The 16,250-nt window shown below is 42.4% G+C and carries 14 protein-coding genes; 13 read left to right on the top strand and 1 reads right to left on the bottom strand.

From position 1 onward, the window contains the following. From BMY66_RS10080 to BMY66_RS10065, 4 genes are read left to right on the top strand one after another with little or no spacing between them, the layout of a single operon-like run. Entirely contained in the window at positions 1-1,587 is a 1,587-nt protein-coding gene (locus tag BMY66_RS10080; protein ID WP_177175648.1) for a glucosyltransferase domain-containing protein, read from the top strand. 3 nt (positions 1,588-1,590) lie between these two features. Beyond that, positions 1,591-2,895 (top strand): DUF4910 domain-containing protein, encoded by a 1,305-nt coding sequence (locus tag BMY66_RS10075; RefSeq protein WP_090395052.1) that lies wholly within the window; start codon positions 1,591-1,593, stop codon positions 2,893-2,895. A 9-nt stretch (positions 2,896-2,904) separates the two neighbouring features. Continuing rightward, the gene (locus BMY66_RS10070) at positions 2,905-3,756 is read left to right on the top strand and encodes an AAC(3) family N-acetyltransferase (RefSeq protein WP_090395051.1); all 852 of its coding nucleotides are present in this window, start codon (positions 2,905-2,907) and stop codon (positions 3,754-3,756) included. An 11-nt stretch (positions 3,757-3,767) separates the two neighbouring features. Next, a complete protein-coding gene (locus tag BMY66_RS10065) occupies positions 3,768-4,007 on the top strand; it encodes an acyl carrier protein (protein WP_090395050.1) in 240 nt (79 codons plus the stop codon). A gap of 77 nt (positions 4,008-4,084) precedes the next feature. On the opposite strand, the gene BMY66_RS10060 is transcribed toward BMY66_RS10065, so the two are convergent. Continuing rightward, the gene (locus BMY66_RS10060; protein WP_090395049.1) at positions 4,085-6,334 is read right to left on the bottom strand and encodes a TraX family protein; all 2,250 of its coding nucleotides are present in this window, start codon (positions 6,332-6,334) and stop codon (positions 4,085-4,087) included. A gap of 74 nt (positions 6,335-6,408) precedes the next feature. Between BMY66_RS10060 and BMY66_RS10055 the strand changes: the two genes are divergently transcribed. From BMY66_RS10055 to BMY66_RS10015, 9 genes are all read left to right on the top strand, one after another. Then, complete coding sequence (locus BMY66_RS10055) at positions 6,409-8,175, top strand: HAD-IIIC family phosphatase (protein WP_090395048.1); 1,767 nt, start codon at positions 6,409-6,411, stop codon at positions 8,173-8,175. 110 nt (positions 8,176-8,285) lie between these two features. Further along, positions 8,286-10,307 (top strand): methyl-accepting chemotaxis protein, encoded by a 2,022-nt coding sequence (locus BMY66_RS10050; RefSeq protein WP_090395047.1) that lies wholly within the window; start codon positions 8,286-8,288, stop codon positions 10,305-10,307. 116 nt (positions 10,308-10,423) lie between these two features. Next, complete coding sequence (locus BMY66_RS10045) at positions 10,424-11,644, top strand: polysaccharide biosynthesis C-terminal domain-containing protein (protein ID WP_090395046.1); 1,221 nt, start codon at positions 10,424-10,426, stop codon at positions 11,642-11,644. Beyond that, positions 11,645-12,802: a non-hydrolyzing UDP-N-acetylglucosamine 2-epimerase gene (gene wecB / locus BMY66_RS10040; RefSeq protein WP_044935367.1), complete on the top strand. Its 1,158-nt coding sequence runs from the start codon at positions 11,645-11,647 to the stop codon at positions 12,800-12,802. 87 nt (positions 12,803-12,889) lie between these two features. Then, the gene (locus BMY66_RS10035) at positions 12,890-13,933 is read left to right on the top strand and encodes a polysaccharide biosynthesis protein (protein ID WP_044935370.1); all 1,044 of its coding nucleotides are present in this window, start codon (positions 12,890-12,892) and stop codon (positions 13,931-13,933) included. Positions 13,934-14,056: 123 nt separating this feature from the next. Then, the gene (locus tag BMY66_RS10030) at positions 14,057-14,941 is read left to right on the top strand and encodes a DUF3990 domain-containing protein (protein ID WP_090395045.1); all 885 of its coding nucleotides are present in this window, start codon (positions 14,057-14,059) and stop codon (positions 14,939-14,941) included. Next, entirely contained in the window at positions 14,922-15,419 is a 498-nt protein-coding gene (locus tag BMY66_RS10025) for an antitoxin (RefSeq protein ID WP_090395044.1), read from the top strand. The genes BMY66_RS10030 and BMY66_RS10025 overlap by 20 nt, the downstream gene beginning before the upstream one ends. A 64-nt stretch (positions 15,420-15,483) precedes the next feature. Next, complete coding sequence (locus tag BMY66_RS10020) at positions 15,484-15,876, top strand: DMT family transporter (protein WP_090395043.1); 393 nt, start codon at positions 15,484-15,486, stop codon at positions 15,874-15,876. After that, positions 15,869-16,240, top strand: a complete 372-nt coding sequence (locus BMY66_RS10015; protein ID WP_074789868.1) for an EamA family transporter — start codon at positions 15,869-15,871, stop codon at positions 16,238-16,240. The genes BMY66_RS10020 and BMY66_RS10015 overlap by 8 nt, the downstream gene beginning before the upstream one ends. The last annotated feature ends 10 nt before the right edge of the window (positions 16,241-16,250 follow it).

The following is a 16,250-nucleotide window of genomic DNA, read 5'->3' as shown; positions in this document are numbered from 1 at the left end:
ATGAATTTCACATCTCAGATAGAGACAGCATTTTCGAAAATCAAAAATCATTTCACAGCCACACAGATCACAGCCATGATTTCTGTTTTAGTGGCTGGTCTTGTTGCCCATGGATATGTTTTGTTCAACCGCATTTCATATCATGACAATGCAGCCTGCCTGTTTTCACTTGGAGGCACATACGAATCCGGCAGATGGGTTCTTGGTTTCATCTACGACATTCAGATGATGACCACAAAGCTTTTCTCAGTGCCTGTGTTCAACGGCATTTTGTCTTTGATTTTTATCGGCTTTGCAGCGATGCTTATTGTGGATATGTTCCAGATTAAGTCAAAGGTTGCAGCTGCTTTCATCGGCGCAATCATGTCCGTATATCCGGTAGTCACCAGCATCTTCTCATTCATGTTTACAGCATGGGAATACTTCCTGGCACTCCTTCTTGCGGTTCTTGCAGCAAAGATTTTGCTCAAGTCTTTATCAGTGAAAAATTTCATCCTTTCTGCTGTTGTTTTATCACTTAGCCTTGGTATCTACCAGGCATTTTTTGCTGTTACAATCGCAGCATTTCTTGTGTCACTTACACTTGGCGTTTTGAAAAATGAAATCACTTCTATCGGTGAGTATGCAAAACGCGGTTTCACATATTTAGCAGAGCTTGTTGTAGGCCTTGGTATCTGGGGTGTTATGCGCTTTATCACCCAGCACATCAAAGGCATCGAAGCCGTTGATTACAAGGGAATGGACGATGGCTATAGCCTTGCCATTCTTCCAAACCAGATTATCAAAAGCCTTTCAGCTTTCTTTGGATTCCGTCAGGCTGGCATCAACGCGCTCCTTTATCTCAGAGCTTTCACAGCGCTTGTTGTTGTCGTTACCATCATCCAGCTTGTAGTGATGCTGGTCCGCAGCGCTAATAAAGCGGCAGTGAAAATCGTCTCATTGGTTGGTCTCATCTTCCTTCCAATCGGAATGAACGTGGTTTACCTTCTTTCTACTAGTGAGGAATATCACGTAGATTCACTTATGGTTTACGGCAATATTTTCGTGTTCCTTCTTCCAGTATTTTTGATTGAGATGCTGGATGCCCAGGAGTTTAAGGCAGGCATCATTCGCAGCCTTACATCAATCGCCACATGGATTCAGATTCTTTCACTTGCAGTTCTCACTGTGGGGTACATATATCTTGATAACGCTGCCTACATGAAGGCAGAAATCGCAGAGGAGCAGGCCACTGCCTACTACACCGAGCTTGTAGCAAACATCAAAGCCACTGAGGGCTTTTCCGATGATATGGAAATCGTCTTTGTTGGTTGGGAAAATCTTTCCGACGGCACCAATGCCAAGGTGGATCCAGTGGACCAGCTTGAGGCAGTTCAGCTTGAAAAATATCCTCGCTTCACCGACATCATCACTTACGGCGGCTCAAGATATTTCATGCAGGAGCACCTTGGATTTGGCAACGACCTTCTCATCGAGGACGACGGCACATACGCCGACAGTGCTGAGGTTCAGGCTATGCCAACATATCCAAACGACGGTTCAATCGCAGTGATTGACGGAAAAGTAATTGTTAAGCTAGGAGAGTAATTCATGAGTTCAATCGGACAGAGCATGTATGATTTTGCCACAGAGCTTTTTCCTATCAACCGAAGCATCACAGGTGAGGGCGTTCGCCAGACTTTAAAGATGTGTTCCGATAGGATTGCAGGCGATGATGGAATCACCTTCGAAATAAAAAATGTTGCCAGCGGCACCCAGGTTTTCGACTGGAATGTGCCAAAGGAATGGAAGATAAACGCAGCCTACATCGAGGACGAGGCAGGCAATCACATCGTAGATATGGCTGTTAGCAACCTCCATGTGATGGGCTATTCTACCCCAATCGATGAGTGGGTTGATTTAGATGAGTTGAAGCAGCACATTTTCACTTTGCCAGATCAGCCTGATATCGTTCCATACGTAACCAGCTACTACAAGGAGCGCTACGGATTCTGCATGAGCCAGAATCAGCTTGATAGTCTTAAGCCTGGCAAGTATCACATGTACATCGATTCAGAGCTTTTCGAAGGCAACCTCACTTACGCAGAGCTTGTCCTTCCAGGTGAATCAGATGAGGAGATTTTCTTCTCCACATACGACTGCCACCCATCCATGGCCAACAACGAGGTCTCTGGTCCAGTGCTGATGTGTGAGCTTATTAAATACGTAAAAACGATACAGAATCGTCATTACACATACCGATTCATCATCATTCCAGAGACAATCGGTTCGATCACATACATCGCTACAGACAATCATTTGCAGCACATGAAGCAGCATATCGTTGCAGGATTTAATCTTTCTTGCGTAGGCGACGACAGAGATTATTCAATTGTACATAGTAAATACGCAGATACCCTTGCTGACAGAGTTCTTACGAATGTTCTAAAAACTCATACAGAAGGAAAATATAGCGACTACAGCTTTTTGAAGCGCGGCTCAGACGAGCGCCAGTACAATTCCGCAGGTGTGGACCTTCCAGTGGTTTGCTTCTGCCGCAGCAAGTTTGGCGAGTACCCAGAGTACCACACCAGTGCCGATGATATGACTCTCGTTAGCCCAGAGGGATTCCAGGGAGCATATGATGTTGTCACTCAGGTGGTAGACGCCCTTGAAAACAACAAGACTTTTGTCATGACAGTACCTTGCGAGCCACAGCTTGGCAAGCGCGGTCTTTTCCCAACAGTCAGCAAAAAGGGAAGTTACGATGCAGTCATGGCCATGATGTATTTCATGACTTACGCCGATGGTCGCAACGATTTGATTGGCATTTCGGAAATCACAGGAGTGCCAGTAAAAGAGCTAATCGACATCGCTCACAAGCTTCATGAAAATGGCTTGGTAGAAGTAAAATAAGAGGATAAAATGACATCACAAGAATTATTAAATGATATAAAAAACGAAATCGCATCCCTGGGCATTGCCCGCGGCGACATGGTTTACGTTGCCAGCGACATCACAAACCTTTTATTCGTTGCCAAAAACGAATGCCAGGTTAAGGTAAAACAGAGAAATGATTTCTTAAATGAATTCGTAAATACGTTACAGGATTTAGTTGGAGAGGAAGGCACACTTCTGTTTCCAGTTTTCTCCTGGGACTTTTGCAGAGGCAATGGCTTCGACTATTTAAACACACCAGGCGAGGTTGGTGCCCTCAACAATTGGATTCTTAAAAACAGAACCGATTTCATCCGCACCAAGCACCCAATGTATTCCTTTATGGTTTGGGGCAAGAACGCACATCGCCTTGCAGCCATGAGCAATCAGGATGCCTGGGGCGATGCAGGCCCATTCACCTATCTTCGTGACAACGACGGCAAGCAGCTGTTCTTTGATATTGAAGCTCACCAAGGAATCACCTTCGGTCACTATGTAGAGCAGTGTGTTGATGTACCTTATCGTCATCCAAAGTATTTCTTTGGTGATTACACAGATAAAAATGGTGTCACAGAAAAGCGTTGCTACTGCATGTACGTCCGTGATTTGGACGTCATCCAGGAAATCAGCATCACTAATGAATGGCTTGTTTCAAATGGTGTAGCAAAAGCTGGCGAAAGCCACAGCCTTGGTCTTTGCGTTTGCGACCTTGGAGCAGCTTATCCAGTCATCGCTGCAGATATGCGCGCCGATGGAGCCAACACACTAAAATTCGAAAACTACACCTTGGACTGGTCAAAGCCAAAGACCCTTCCTTACGAAGTAAAAGGATTAGAATAAAGGAGATTACCATGAACAGAGAAGAAATCTTATCTAAAATAAACGAAATCTTTCAGGATGCCTTCGACGATGAAAGCCTTGAAATCAACGAATCTACTACAGCAAACGACATTGAAGGATGGGATTCACTTATGCAGATGAACCTCATCGAAATGATTGAGGATGAATTTGAATTCCAGTTCACAATGGACGAAGTTGCTGGTCTTAAAAATGTAGGCAGCATTGTGGATGTAGTGGCTAGCCACGCATAACTAAAATTAATGCAAAAACAAAAGAGCTATCTGAAGGCCATTGCCAACAGATAGCTCTTATTTTTATTTAGAAATTCTTACCTAAATGCAAATGTCTTCTTGCCCGCACCCTTGGCAATATATAGTGCTTCGTCAGCCTCTTTGTAAAGCTGATTGTATGCCTTGGCTGGTGCAAGCTCGCTGCCGCCTGTAATGGAAATTCCAAGTGAAATGGATGTAACACCAGGATAATCAGTGGCCAGCAGTTTGTTGTCAAAGTTGTCGATAAGCAAGTGAGCGAAATTGCTGAGAGCTCGCTTATCGGTGATGCCTTCATAGTAGAGGGTGAATTCATCACCACCCACACGTCCCGCAATCAGGTTGTGATTCATGTCACGAGTCTGTTCTTGCTTGATTACATTTGAAAGGGTAGTCAGAATAATATCTCCAGCGTCGTGACCGTGGTTGTCGTTAACGTGCTTAAAGTTGTCCAAATCCACCATAAAGAAGGCGCCGCCTTCCTTCCTTTCAAGGGCCTCGCCCACTTTTTTCTCGAAAGCTTTTCTATTAAGTAGTCCTGTAAGTGAATCCGTATTTGCGGATTTCTCTATAGAGCTAAGATATTCAAAATGCTCGGTTAAATCAAAAATCCAAAGGATGGAACCGATATTGTGGCCTTGCTCTGTAAGAGGTTCAACCCTAGTCTCGTAAGTGTGACCGTCCTTTGTGATTGTAGATTCTCCACTTGTGAGAGCTTCATAAAGCCCAGGCACGTTTTTTGCAGAATCAAATCTCATAAATTGGCCAAATACCTGGTGCACCACTTCGTTGTGATACATGATGCTGAAGTTTCTATCGACCACCAGGATTCCTTCATTACCACGATTAATTGCATTTGAAAAATCCAAGGCAACAGAATCCAGGTAGCTGTATTTCTTCAAAGAACGAACAACGAAATATGCTGTAAATGGAATAGTTAAAGCAGGGATTTCATACTTGTCAAAAAGACCAATCATCTTGCTGATATATGGAATCCACATGGTAATCATTCCAAGAAGCAAAAGTCTTAGACGCTTTCTCTGTAAATTATCGTGATTACGAAGTGAGTAAAATCCCACGACCACAGCCATCAAGCAAATGGCCAAGCAGTATAACACAAATGCATAGAAGACAATTCCATATTCCACAACGTACATTCGTGGGAATGGACCATCATAGTCCATAATCACATCCTTGTACATCAGGTGATTCTCTCGCCAGGTGAACATGCAATACATGACGAATGTGGAGAAAACAAACTCAAAAACATAAACCGGATATGGCAATCTGGTGTGAGTCAATTCCTGAATGCAAAGAGTGATTGCAATAAACACAAAGCATTCAGCAAAGTACTGAAGCTTGGTGGCAGTGTAAACACCCTCGATGTCGTAAGTGGTAATCTCCATTACAAATCCGAATAAATACATGGTCGCGCTAGTCATGAAAAATGTAACTGCCATCTGAGCGCGAGTGGTGTGCAAAGTGAGCACGTATGAAAGGATAATCAGCGCAATCAAAAGTGCTAGCACATGGATATCGATGTAAGCATTTTGCAAGGTATATCCGTGAACGATGTGTCTTATGTAAGCGAGCAGCAAAAAGTGGCTAGGATAAAAGATGTAGAAGAAATATCTGCCTATGCCGGAACCGCCAAATAAATCCTTGCCTCTTTCGCCGTTGTAAAAATACAAAGGAATTAACGCAAATACGAATCCAAGCAAATAAAGTCTTTCCTGAACGGTCCAATCATACTGGGAGAAATGATACTGTTGGTTGAGTACTATCATCACTGAAAGAACTGCACTCATAAGCACAGTGGCACCAGTAAATTTGATAGCCTTATCCTTGAAATTCTTTCCATAGTAAAAGATGAAAACGTAGATGATTGGCATCACAACCCATCCGCCTATGACAAAAGAAATCAGCACAAGCAATGCAATCAAGCATATCTTCATCCATTTTTTGAAAATCTTTCCCTCGGAAACGCAAAGGCAAAGCAGCGCTAGCGTCAAATCGAAAATGATATTTTGGCGATAGCCATATTCCTCATGAAAGAAAATATAAAATGGAATTATGGAGATGGCAGAAAAGGCCAGCATCCTATAGATATATTCCTGTAGACTCTTGGTGTGCCTGTATCCCTCGGCGATAAAAAAGCACATGATAGGAAGTGTAAGCCTTCCGAAAATGTGCATTAACTGTCCTAAAGGAGACATGAAATCTACAAATCCCCAAGCGGTGTGATCAACCACCATGGCAATGATTGCCAGAATTTTTAATTGTGTTCTATCAAGTCCGTATTTTTTCATACTAGAATAATACCATAAAATCCCTTAAAATAAGCATAGATTTAAACAAAAGTAGATTATAAAAAGGAGTAAAAATGGATTGTTTTAATTATCCTTTAGATACAAAAACATTGCGCAGAAAGCGCGCCAAGATTTACAGAGAGCTATCTGAAAAGCCAGGACTCATCGAAAAGAAGATTGCAGTGCTGGGCGGTTCCACTACAAACGATGTGGTAGATATGCTTTCTATTTTTTTGTTGAATCACGGAATCAAGGCCAGCTTCTATCAGTCTGAGTACGGTCAGTACTGGCAGGATGCCATGTTCGGCAGCCCTGAGCTAGATGCCATGAATCCGGACATCATATATATCCACACCAGCTGGAGAAATATCACTGATTTTCCACAGATGGATATGGATAAATCCACAGTGGATGATTTGCTTGAAAATCAGTATCAGCATTTCGAGGCTATGTGGACAGCCCTTGAGGAGAAGTTCCACTGCCCAATTATCCAGAACAATTTTGACCGACCAAACTACAGATTGATGGGCAACCGTGACATCTGGGACTACAGAGGTCGCAGCAATTTCATCTCAAGATTGAATCAGCGTTTCTATGATTATGCAAATAATCACACAGGCTTTTACATCAACGATATCGATTATCTGGCACAGGATTACGGCCTTTCTCAGTGGAACGACGCCAAATATTGGCACATGTACAAGTGCGCCATGAATATGGACGCCATCCCTTATGTGGCTCAGTCCGTTGCTTCTATTATAAAGTCCATCTACGGACGCAACAAAAAGGTTCTTGCCCTTGATTTGGACAACACCATTTGGGGCGGCATCGTAGGTGATGATGGAGTGGAAGGCATCGCCATCGGCCCAGAGGTTCCAGCGGGACAGGTGTATGCTGAGTTCCAAAGCTACTGCAAGAATCTCAAGGACATCGGCGTTGTCCTTGCTGTTGATTCTAAAAACGACGAGGCAAATGCAATCGCTGGCCTCAATCATCCAGACGGCATCCTTCGTCCAGATGATTTCGTTTCAATCAAGGCCAACTGGGATCCAAAGGATTTGAATCTTTCTCAGATGGCTTCGGAGCTCACACTTGGAGTGGATAGCTTCGTATTTGCGGATGACAATCCGGCGGAGCGAGAGATCGTTCACAGCCAGCTTGGTGTAGAGACTCCTGCTATGGATGGTGCAGAAAACTACATCAAGGTTCTTGACCACGGAGGATATTTCGAGGTTACCAACTTCTCCGGCGAGGACATGAAAAAAACTCAGATGTATCACGCCAAGGCTGAGGCCAAGAAGGCTCAGGCAGCTTTCGCAGACTACGGTCAGTATCTGGACAGTCTTGATATGACAGCCTACATCACAGGCTTCGAGCCAATCATGATTCAGCGCGTGGCACAGCTTACAAATAAATCAAATCAGTTCAACCTCACCACACTTCGCTGCAGCGAGGACGACATCCGCCAGATGCAGGAAGGTGGAAAACACATCTGCATGGCAGGCAAGCTTGTTGATAAGTTCGCCGACAACGGCATCGTCACAGTTGTTGCAGGAGAGATTGATGGCAGCACTGTAGATATCAAATTGTGGCTTATGAGCTGTCGAGTTTTAAAGCGTGGCATGGAAGATTTGATGATGAACGAATTTGTCAGCCGCTGCAAGGAAAAGGGTGTTGGTAAAATCGTGGCCCACTATTATCCAACTGCTAAAAACTCCATGGTGAAGGATTTCTATGGAGACTATGGCTTCACTCTTGAAAGTGAGGATGCCGAGGGCAACAAAACTTACACAATCAACGTGGCAGATTATGAACAAAAGCCAGTACATATTGAAATTTGAAAACTAAAGTGGTAACTTAATTTTCTGTGTGAAAACTGTATAATAATCAACTAGTTTTTTATACCGGGGAGTTCGTGAGGCATCAAGATTTACTGACTGGAGGAAAGAACTTGAAAACGAATGGTATAGGAAAAGACAGAAAAATTAAAAGACTTAGCAATAAGTTGATTTCGATATTTCTACCTGTTGTTGCAGTTGGAATAGCGTTATTAGTATTGCTTGTAGGCATATTTGACACGAAACTCATTCATGAGCTTCTTTACACATCATTTGAGGAATCTGTTAAATCAGATGCGGTGGAAATTAATAGTGAGTTAAAATCTACCTTTTATTATTTGAATGCTATTGCTGATTCAATCGAGGTTCAGCAGTTTGAGGACGATACTGAGATTCGCGCCTTTTTACAGCAGACAAAGGGACGCTACGATATGATTCCAACTGGTGCATATCTATCATTATCAGATGGTGCCTTCATTGAATTGACAGGTTGGGATCCAGGAATGGATATCCGTGAAAAGCCATGGTATCAAGAAGGTATCGCATATACGGATTCATATTATTATTTCTATGATGTTCCTTACTTTGATTTGAACACAGGAAATCTATGTGCAACAGTTCTCCGTCACGTTCATTTAAAGGATGGAAGAGAAGGTGTAATTGCAGCAGATCTTATGATGTCTGCATGCCAGGACTACTTAAACAGCGTCACATTATACGGTACAGGTCGTGCAATGATGGCTACTTCACAGGGCTTGATTCTAAGTGCTGAGGATACAGCGATGTGCGGTCAGAATTTAGTAGACGTTGATAATAAATTATTTAACAACATGACATCTGTCCTTGGAAACGAGGATGGTCAGGTTGCCAAGGTGAATGGTGCAGACGGACAATACTTCGTTTCAACTTACACAGTAGAAGGCACTGATTGGAAAGTTATAAATTATGCTAAGGCAACAGATGTTTTAGCAGATGTGTTATACATGCTTCTTATTGTCATCGGGGCAGTAGTTGCAATGATGATTATCCTGGCAGCTTTATTCAATGTAACTTTGAATAAAATGATTCGTAAGCCGGTAGCTGCTTTGACAGAAAATATCGAGCATATCAGCCAGGGCGATTTCACAGTTACAATCGACGACAGAGGTAACGACGAAATTGCTTACATGAATAAGTCTATGAACAAATTCATCGAAAGCATGCGCGGAATTATAAGCAACATTCAGGGCATTTCAACTCAGCTTGAAACTGATTCAAAGAATTCTCAGTCCACAGCTGGAGTTTTAAATACAGAAGCAAACGAGCAGTCTAGATCCATGGAAACAATTCTTGCAAACATGGAAAGCATGGCAGAGTCAGTTACAGAGGTAGCCGAAAATGCCACATCTCTCTCAATGACTGTTTCAGAGCTTACAGAGTCTGAAAATCAGATTGAGACAAGCATGGTTGAGCTTGTTGATAAGGCCAATGTAGGCGCAGAGGACATGACAAATGTTCGCAAGGGAATGGAAGATGTAGTTGCTTCTATGAACGGTATGAATGAGGCAGTTCAGTCTGTAGACGCGGCAGCAGTAGAAATTAACCAGATTATCGATATGATTAGCGGCATCGCATCCCAGACAAATCTTCTTTCATTGAACGCTTCAATCGAGGCTGCCCGTGCAGGAGAATACGGCCGAGGATTTGCGGTAGTTGCTTCCGAAATCGGTCAGCTTGCAAATGATAGTGCCGAGGCAACTAGAAAAATCGGTGAAATCATTGATGAGATGACTATGAAGGTTCGCGACCTTGCAGAGCGTTCAGAGTCCAACACAAAGATGATTCACGATAGTTCAGAGGCAATTGATAATGCAGCAACAACATTCCAGACCATCACAGCTGCACTGTCAGATGCAAGTGACACATTATCAAAGATGGCTGAGCGAATGGGAACTGTAAATGATGTGGCAGCAAACATGGCAGCCGTATCTGAAGAGCAGTCGGCTACAAGCCAGGAAATCACAGCCACAGTTAACCAGTTAACTGAAAGCTCAAGAAACGTTGCTGAATCAAGTAACACTGTTTCAAACGCAGCTTCATCAGTTGCAGTTGCAGCAGATTCAATCAACGAAAGCGTACAGTTCTTTACAATATAATTTACATGAGTTCGAGGGCAGATTAAGTTTGTCTTCGAACTCTTTTTAGTTTAATGCACTTATTTTATTGTTGTGCTATAATTAATGAGTTTAATTATGCAAATTGGAGAGTAGATTTGAAAATATTAATTACAGGGGCTGCAGGCTTTGTTGGAAAGAATCTTGTAGAGACTCTTAAGTGTGCAGCAGATGGAAGAGACAGGTTCCATTTTGTTGATGAGGACCTGATAATTTATGAATACGACAGAAATTCTTCATTAGAGGAGTTGGATCGATTCTGCGCTGATTGCGATTTTGTTTTCAATCTTGCAGGTGTCAATCGCCCTCAGAACACAGAGGAGTTTATGGAAGGCAACTTCGGTTTTGCCAGCACTCTTTTGGATACTTTGAAAAAGCACGGCAACACTTGCCCGGTTATGCTTTCATCATCTATCCAGGCCACACTTCTTGGTAGATATGCCGGCAGTGATTACGGCAAAAGCAAGCTTGCTGGTGAGGAGCTTTTCTTCAAATATCAGCAGGAGACAGGGGCGAAGGTTTTGGTTTACCGCTTCCCAAATCTTTTTGGAAAATGGTGCCGCCCAAACTACAACTCAGCAGTTGCCACATTCTGCCACAACAAGGCAAACGGCTTGGACATCACAGTAAACGACCCAGCCACAGAGCTCACTCTTGTATATATTGATGATTTGGTTAACGAAATGGTTGCAGCACTTCGTGGTCAGGAGCATCGTTGCAATTACGATGACCAGGGCCAGGTGGTAGAGGCAGCAGACGGTCGCTATTGCCACGTGCCAGTCACACACACAGTGACACTTGGCGAAATTGTGGAGCTTCTTGATAGCTTTGTGGAAGAGCCTCATTCACTTATTATGCCAGCCATTCCAAATGGCAGCTTTGCAAAGAAGCTTTACAGCACATACCTTTCATACCTTCCAAAAGAAAAGGCGTGCTTTGATTTAAAGATGAACGTGGACAACCGCGGTTCATTCACAGAGCTTTTAAAGACTACTGACAAAGGTCAGTTCTCTGTTAATATTTCAAAGCCTGGCATCACAAAGGGCCAGCATTGGCATCACACTAAATGGGAGTTCTTCATCGTTGTCAGCGGCCATGGTCTTATCCAGCAGCGCCGCGTGGGAGTTGATGAAAACGGCAACCCATTCCCAGTGATTGAATACGAAGTTTCAGGGGAAAAGATTCAGGCAGTTCACATGCTTCCTGGCTACACCCACAATATCATCAATCTTTCCGATTCTCAGGATTTGGTAACCCTTATGTGGGCCAACGAATTACTTGAGGCGGATAGACCAGATACATATAGAGAGGATGTATAAATGTTTAAGAACAACGGAAAACTAAAGTTATTGATAATAGTAGGAACACGTCCAGAGATTATCAGACTTGCAGCTGTAATCAAGAAATGCCGCAAGTACTTCGATTGTGTACTTGCTCACACAGGTCAGAACTACGACTATAATCTAAACGGAGTATTCTTCAAGGATTTGCAGCTTGATGATCCTGATGTTTATATGGAAGCTGTTGGTGACAATCTTGGTCAGACAGTTGGCAACATCATCGCAAAGTCATACGAGCTCATGGTTGAAATTCAGCCAGATGCCCTTTTGATTCTTGGCGACACAAACTCATGCCTTTCAGCTATTGCTGCAAAGCGTCTTCACATCCCAATCTTCCACATGGAAGCTGGAAACAGATGTAAGGATGAGTGCCTCCCAGAGGAGACAAACCGTCGTATCGTAGATATTATTTCAGATGTAAATATGGCATACTCAGAGCACGCTCGCCGCTACTTGGCAGAGTGTGGTCTTCCAAAGGAGCGCACATACGTAACAGGCTCTCCTATGGCAGAGGTTCTTCATGCAAATCTTGAGCAAATCGAGGCAAGCAACGTTCTTGAGACACTTGGCCTTGAACCAAAGAAGTATATCCTTCTTTCAGCTCACCGCGAGGAAAACATCGATACAGAAAAGAACTTCACAAGCCTTTTCACAGCTATCAATGCATTGGCAGAAAAGTACGACATGCCAATCCTTTACAGCTGCCACCCACGTTCACGCAAGCGTCTCGAAGCTACAGGCTTCAAGCTCGACCCACGTGTTCGCATGCATGAGCCACTTGGCTTCCACGACTACAACCACTTGCAGATGAATGCATTCGCAGTAGTTTCAGATTCAGGTACACTTCCTGAGGAGTCAAGCTTCTTCACAAGCATCGGCAAGCCATTCCCAGCAGTGTGCATCCGTACATCTACCGAGCGCCCAGAGGCCCTTGATAAGGCTTGCTTTATCTTGGCTGGAATCGACGAGCATTCTTTATTACAGGCGGTAACAACTGCAATTGACATGAACGAGAATCAGGACTATGGTATTCCTGTTCCTGATTATATAGAGGAAAATGTTTCCACAAAGGTAGTAAAGATTATTCAGTCTTACACCGGCGTGGTTAACAAAATGGTGTGGCGCAAAGAAATGTAAATAATTTAGATGAGCCAGTATCATAAACTTGGATGGCTTGCGGGAGCTTTGAAAGAGTAAATTTACTGGCGGACTAGGAGTATAGAAATGAATTGTGAATTATTTAAAGATAAGACTTTGATGATTACTGGCGGAACAGGTTCATTTGGTTCCACAGTTTTAAAGCATTTCCTTGATTCTGACCTCAAGGAGATTCGTATCTTCTCACGTGATGAGAAGAAGCAGGATGATATGAGACATCAGCTTCAGGCTGAGCATCCAGACCTTGCTGGCAAGGTAAAGTTCTACATTGGCGATGTTCGTAACATGCGCTCAGTTCAGGATGCTATGCCAGGTGTTGATTTCATCTTCCATGCAGCAGCATTAAAGCAGGTTCCTTCTTGCGAGTTCTTCCCAATGGAAGCAGTTCGTACAAACGTTGAGGGAACTGACAATGTTCTTCATGCAGCAGTTGAGGCAGGCGTTCAGAGAGTTGTTTGCCTTTCAACAGACAAGGCAGCTTACCCAATCAACGCAATGGGTATTTCAAAGGCTATGATGGAAAAGGTTATCGGCGCAAACGCACGTGTTGCAGCCGGTAAGACTACAATCTGCACAACACGTTACGGCAACGTAATGTGCTCACGTGGTTCAGTTATCCCTCTTTTCATCGACCAGATCAAAGCAGGCAACCCAATCACTATCACAGATCCAGAGATGACTCGTTTCCTCATGAATCTTGATGAGGCAGTTGCACTTGTTATGTTTGCTTTCGAGCATGGCGAGCCAGGTGACCTCTTTGTTCAGAAGTCTGACGCTTCTACAATCGGCGACCTTGCAAAGGCTGTTCAGCAGCTCTTCGGTGATACAGGCACAAAAATCATCGGAACACGCCACGGCGAGAAGCTTTTCGAGACACTTATGACAAACGAAGAGTGCGTTCGTTCCGTAGATATGGGCAACTACTATCGTGTACTTCCAGACGGCCGTGACCTCAACTATGACAAGTTCTTCGTAGATGGCCAGGTTCACACAATGGCATCTGATGCCTACACATCACACAACACAAAGCGCCTCGATGTACAGGGCACAGTAGATAAAATCATGACAACTGACTACGTACGAGAGATGCTTGCAAACTGGAATAAGTAAAAAAAGGAAGCGAGGCGCAGGCCTCGCTTTTATTAGGACACCAAACTTCTTTAAGTAATGTGATATAAACAAGTTTATTGAACTTCTTTAAGTAATGTGATATAAATAAGTTGGAGGTACACAATGGAGTATAATTTTTCACAAGATTTAAAGTCTATAAGAGAAATTCTAGGTATCAGCCAAGAAGAACTTGCTAAGGAGTTAGGTGTACAGCAGATAACATTATCCCGTAATGAAAGTGGTGTTACAAATCCTAGTGAGCAGTTATTGGAGATGGTATATGAATATGCTTTTAAAAATAATATAAAGATTAATAGACTGAAAGAAATGCTATGTAGAGATAATTTGCCTATCAATCATAAGCAGCTATTTCATGGAGCGAAAAGTGAGATTAAAGGTGAAATAGACGTTTGCTATGGAAGAGATAATAACGATTTTGGAAAAGGGTTTTATACTGGAGAAAATTATGAGCAGGCTGTATCTTTTGTGTCGGGCTTTGATAAATCTTCTGCATATATTATAGATTTTAATCCTGAAGGACTAATGTCTAAGGAATACAAGGTGAATCAGGAATGGATGATGACTATTGCCTATTATCGGGGAGCTTTAGATGAATATAAGAATCATCCCAGAATTAAAAAGATAATTGAAGAATCCAGAGAATGTGATTACATTATTGCCCCAATAGCCGACAATAGGATGTTCCAAATAATAAACTCCTTTATAAATGGGGAAATCACTGATGAACAGTGCAAACATTGCCTGGCAGCTACAAATCTTGGAAATCAATATGTGTTTATTAGTGAGAAAGCTGTTAGTCATATAAAGTTATTGGAACGTTGTTATGTTTCACAAAGCGAGAGGGATTACTATAAAAAGATAAGAACAGAAGAGGCCAAACTTGGAGATGATAAGGTAAAGTTGGCCAGAAGAACTTACAGAGGTCAGGGAAAATATATAGATGAAATTCTCGAGAAGGAGATGAAATATGAAGGCAAGAAAAATTGATAAAGATGGCTTATTGCTATGTGATATACAGGCAAAAACATTTGAATTGTCGATAGAAAAAATGAATTCAAGCTCAGAAATTTTCATCAGAAGATATATGCATAGTGATATTGCGAAAAAGCTGGATAATGGTTCATTGTTGGAAACCAATCTACAAGCGGTTGATATCTTAGAGTCAGTAAATGAGCAGTATGGAACATCCAATTATGGATCAGTGAAATACACAAATAACGAAATGTTTTGGATTGGGTATTTCTATAGATATTTTTGTTATTCTTATGAAATCTCTTCATCAAGAGCCTATAAAATTGTAAAGCCTAAGGAACTGCGAGGACTGTTTTTACCATATCATACACTCGATGTTTCTCAGGCTATTGAAAGAGTTTTGGAGGCGAAAGGCTTATTGACAGATGAAGAGACCGAGCTTCAAAGGCAGTATGAAATATTTAAGAAATATCGTTTGAATAATCAAAACTAGATTTTCAGCATAGCTAGCGTTATACTGTAATGGTTTATAAGAATTAAGAAAGTAGGACAAATTCATGAAAAAAGATACTATAAAGTGGTTCGCCATTTTACATGTAATTATTTTGATATTTTCAGTAAATAGCATTTGTTCCAAGATGGCTTCAGGCTATGAGTTTTTAAGCTTCAAGTGGATTATCTTTTATGGGCTTGTTGTTTGTATCCTTGGATTTTATGCTATTGCTTGGCAGCAGGTTCTTAAGCATCTGCCACTTATCACTACATATGCTAACAAAGCAGCCACCACAATCTGGGGCCTCATCTGGGGTGCATTGATTTTTGGTGAGCAGATTACAATTCAAAAAGTAATCGGTGCAATCGTTGTTATCATCGGCGTATATCTTGTTGTTAGCGGTGATGAGGAAGTCAACGGAAAAGCTGGCAAAGAGGAGGTAAGCGCAAATGAATAAATTTATGCTAATCATGCTTACTGGTACTTTCATCGCCTCTTGCTCACAAATCGTTTTAAAGAAGGCAGCTGAAAAAGAATACCCAAGCAAAATTGCAGAGTACCTTAACCCAATGGTTATGGGAGCATACATTGTTTTCTTTGGAGCATCACTTTGCTCAGTAATCGGCTACAAGGGCGTGGATTTATCTTTAGGACCAATCCTTGAGGCAACAGGTTACATTTGGGTAGCAGTTTTAGGAAAGATTTTTCTTAAGGAAAAAATTGGAGCGAAGAAAGCAACAGGATTGTTAGTTATCATCCTCGGTATCGTTATTGCAAGCTTCGGCTCAGATATCCTTACAGCAATCACATCACTTTTCTAGTAGGAATTAA

Source organism: Pseudobutyrivibrio sp. C4 (genome assembly GCF_900111635.1).
In the GTDB taxonomy this organism is placed as follows: domain Bacteria; phylum Bacillota; class Clostridia; order Lachnospirales; family Lachnospiraceae; genus Pseudobutyrivibrio; species Pseudobutyrivibrio ruminis.
This window is presented reverse-complemented; position numbering and strand designations above follow the sequence as displayed.

What these genes read in the sequence shown, in the direction of transcription:
- BMY66_RS10080 (WP_177175648.1), top strand. Translation starts at nt 1, where the DNA reads ATGAATTTCACATCTCAGATAGAGACAGCATTTTCGAAAATCAAAAAT.
- BMY66_RS10075 (WP_090395052.1), top strand. Translation starts at nt 1,591, where the DNA reads ATGAGTTCAATCGGACAGAGCATGTATGATTTTGCCACAGAGCTTTTT.
- BMY66_RS10070 (WP_090395051.1), top strand. Translation starts at nt 2,905, where the DNA reads ATGACATCACAAGAATTATTAAATGATATAAAAAACGAAATCGCATCC.
- BMY66_RS10065 (WP_090395050.1), top strand. Translation starts at nt 3,768, where the DNA reads ATGAACAGAGAAGAAATCTTATCTAAAATAAACGAAATCTTTCAGGAT.
- BMY66_RS10060 (WP_090395049.1), bottom strand. Translation starts at nt 6,334, where the DNA reads ATGAAAAAATACGGACTTGATAGAACACAATTAAAAATTCTGGCAATC.
- BMY66_RS10055 (WP_090395048.1), top strand. Translation starts at nt 6,409, where the DNA reads ATGGATTGTTTTAATTATCCTTTAGATACAAAAACATTGCGCAGAAAG.
- wecB (WP_044935367.1), top strand. Translation starts at nt 11,645, where the DNA reads ATGTTTAAGAACAACGGAAAACTAAAGTTATTGATAATAGTAGGAACA.
- BMY66_RS10035 (WP_044935370.1), top strand. Translation starts at nt 12,890, where the DNA reads ATGAATTGTGAATTATTTAAAGATAAGACTTTGATGATTACTGGCGGA.
- BMY66_RS10030 (WP_090395045.1), top strand. Translation starts at nt 14,057, where the DNA reads ATGGAGTATAATTTTTCACAAGATTTAAAGTCTATAAGAGAAATTCTA.
- BMY66_RS10025 (WP_090395044.1), top strand. Translation starts at nt 14,922, where the DNA reads ATGAAGGCAAGAAAAATTGATAAAGATGGCTTATTGCTATGTGATATA.
- BMY66_RS10020 (WP_090395043.1), top strand. Translation starts at nt 15,484, where the DNA reads ATGAAAAAAGATACTATAAAGTGGTTCGCCATTTTACATGTAATTATT.
- BMY66_RS10015 (WP_074789868.1), top strand. Translation starts at nt 15,869, where the DNA reads ATGAATAAATTTATGCTAATCATGCTTACTGGTACTTTCATCGCCTCT.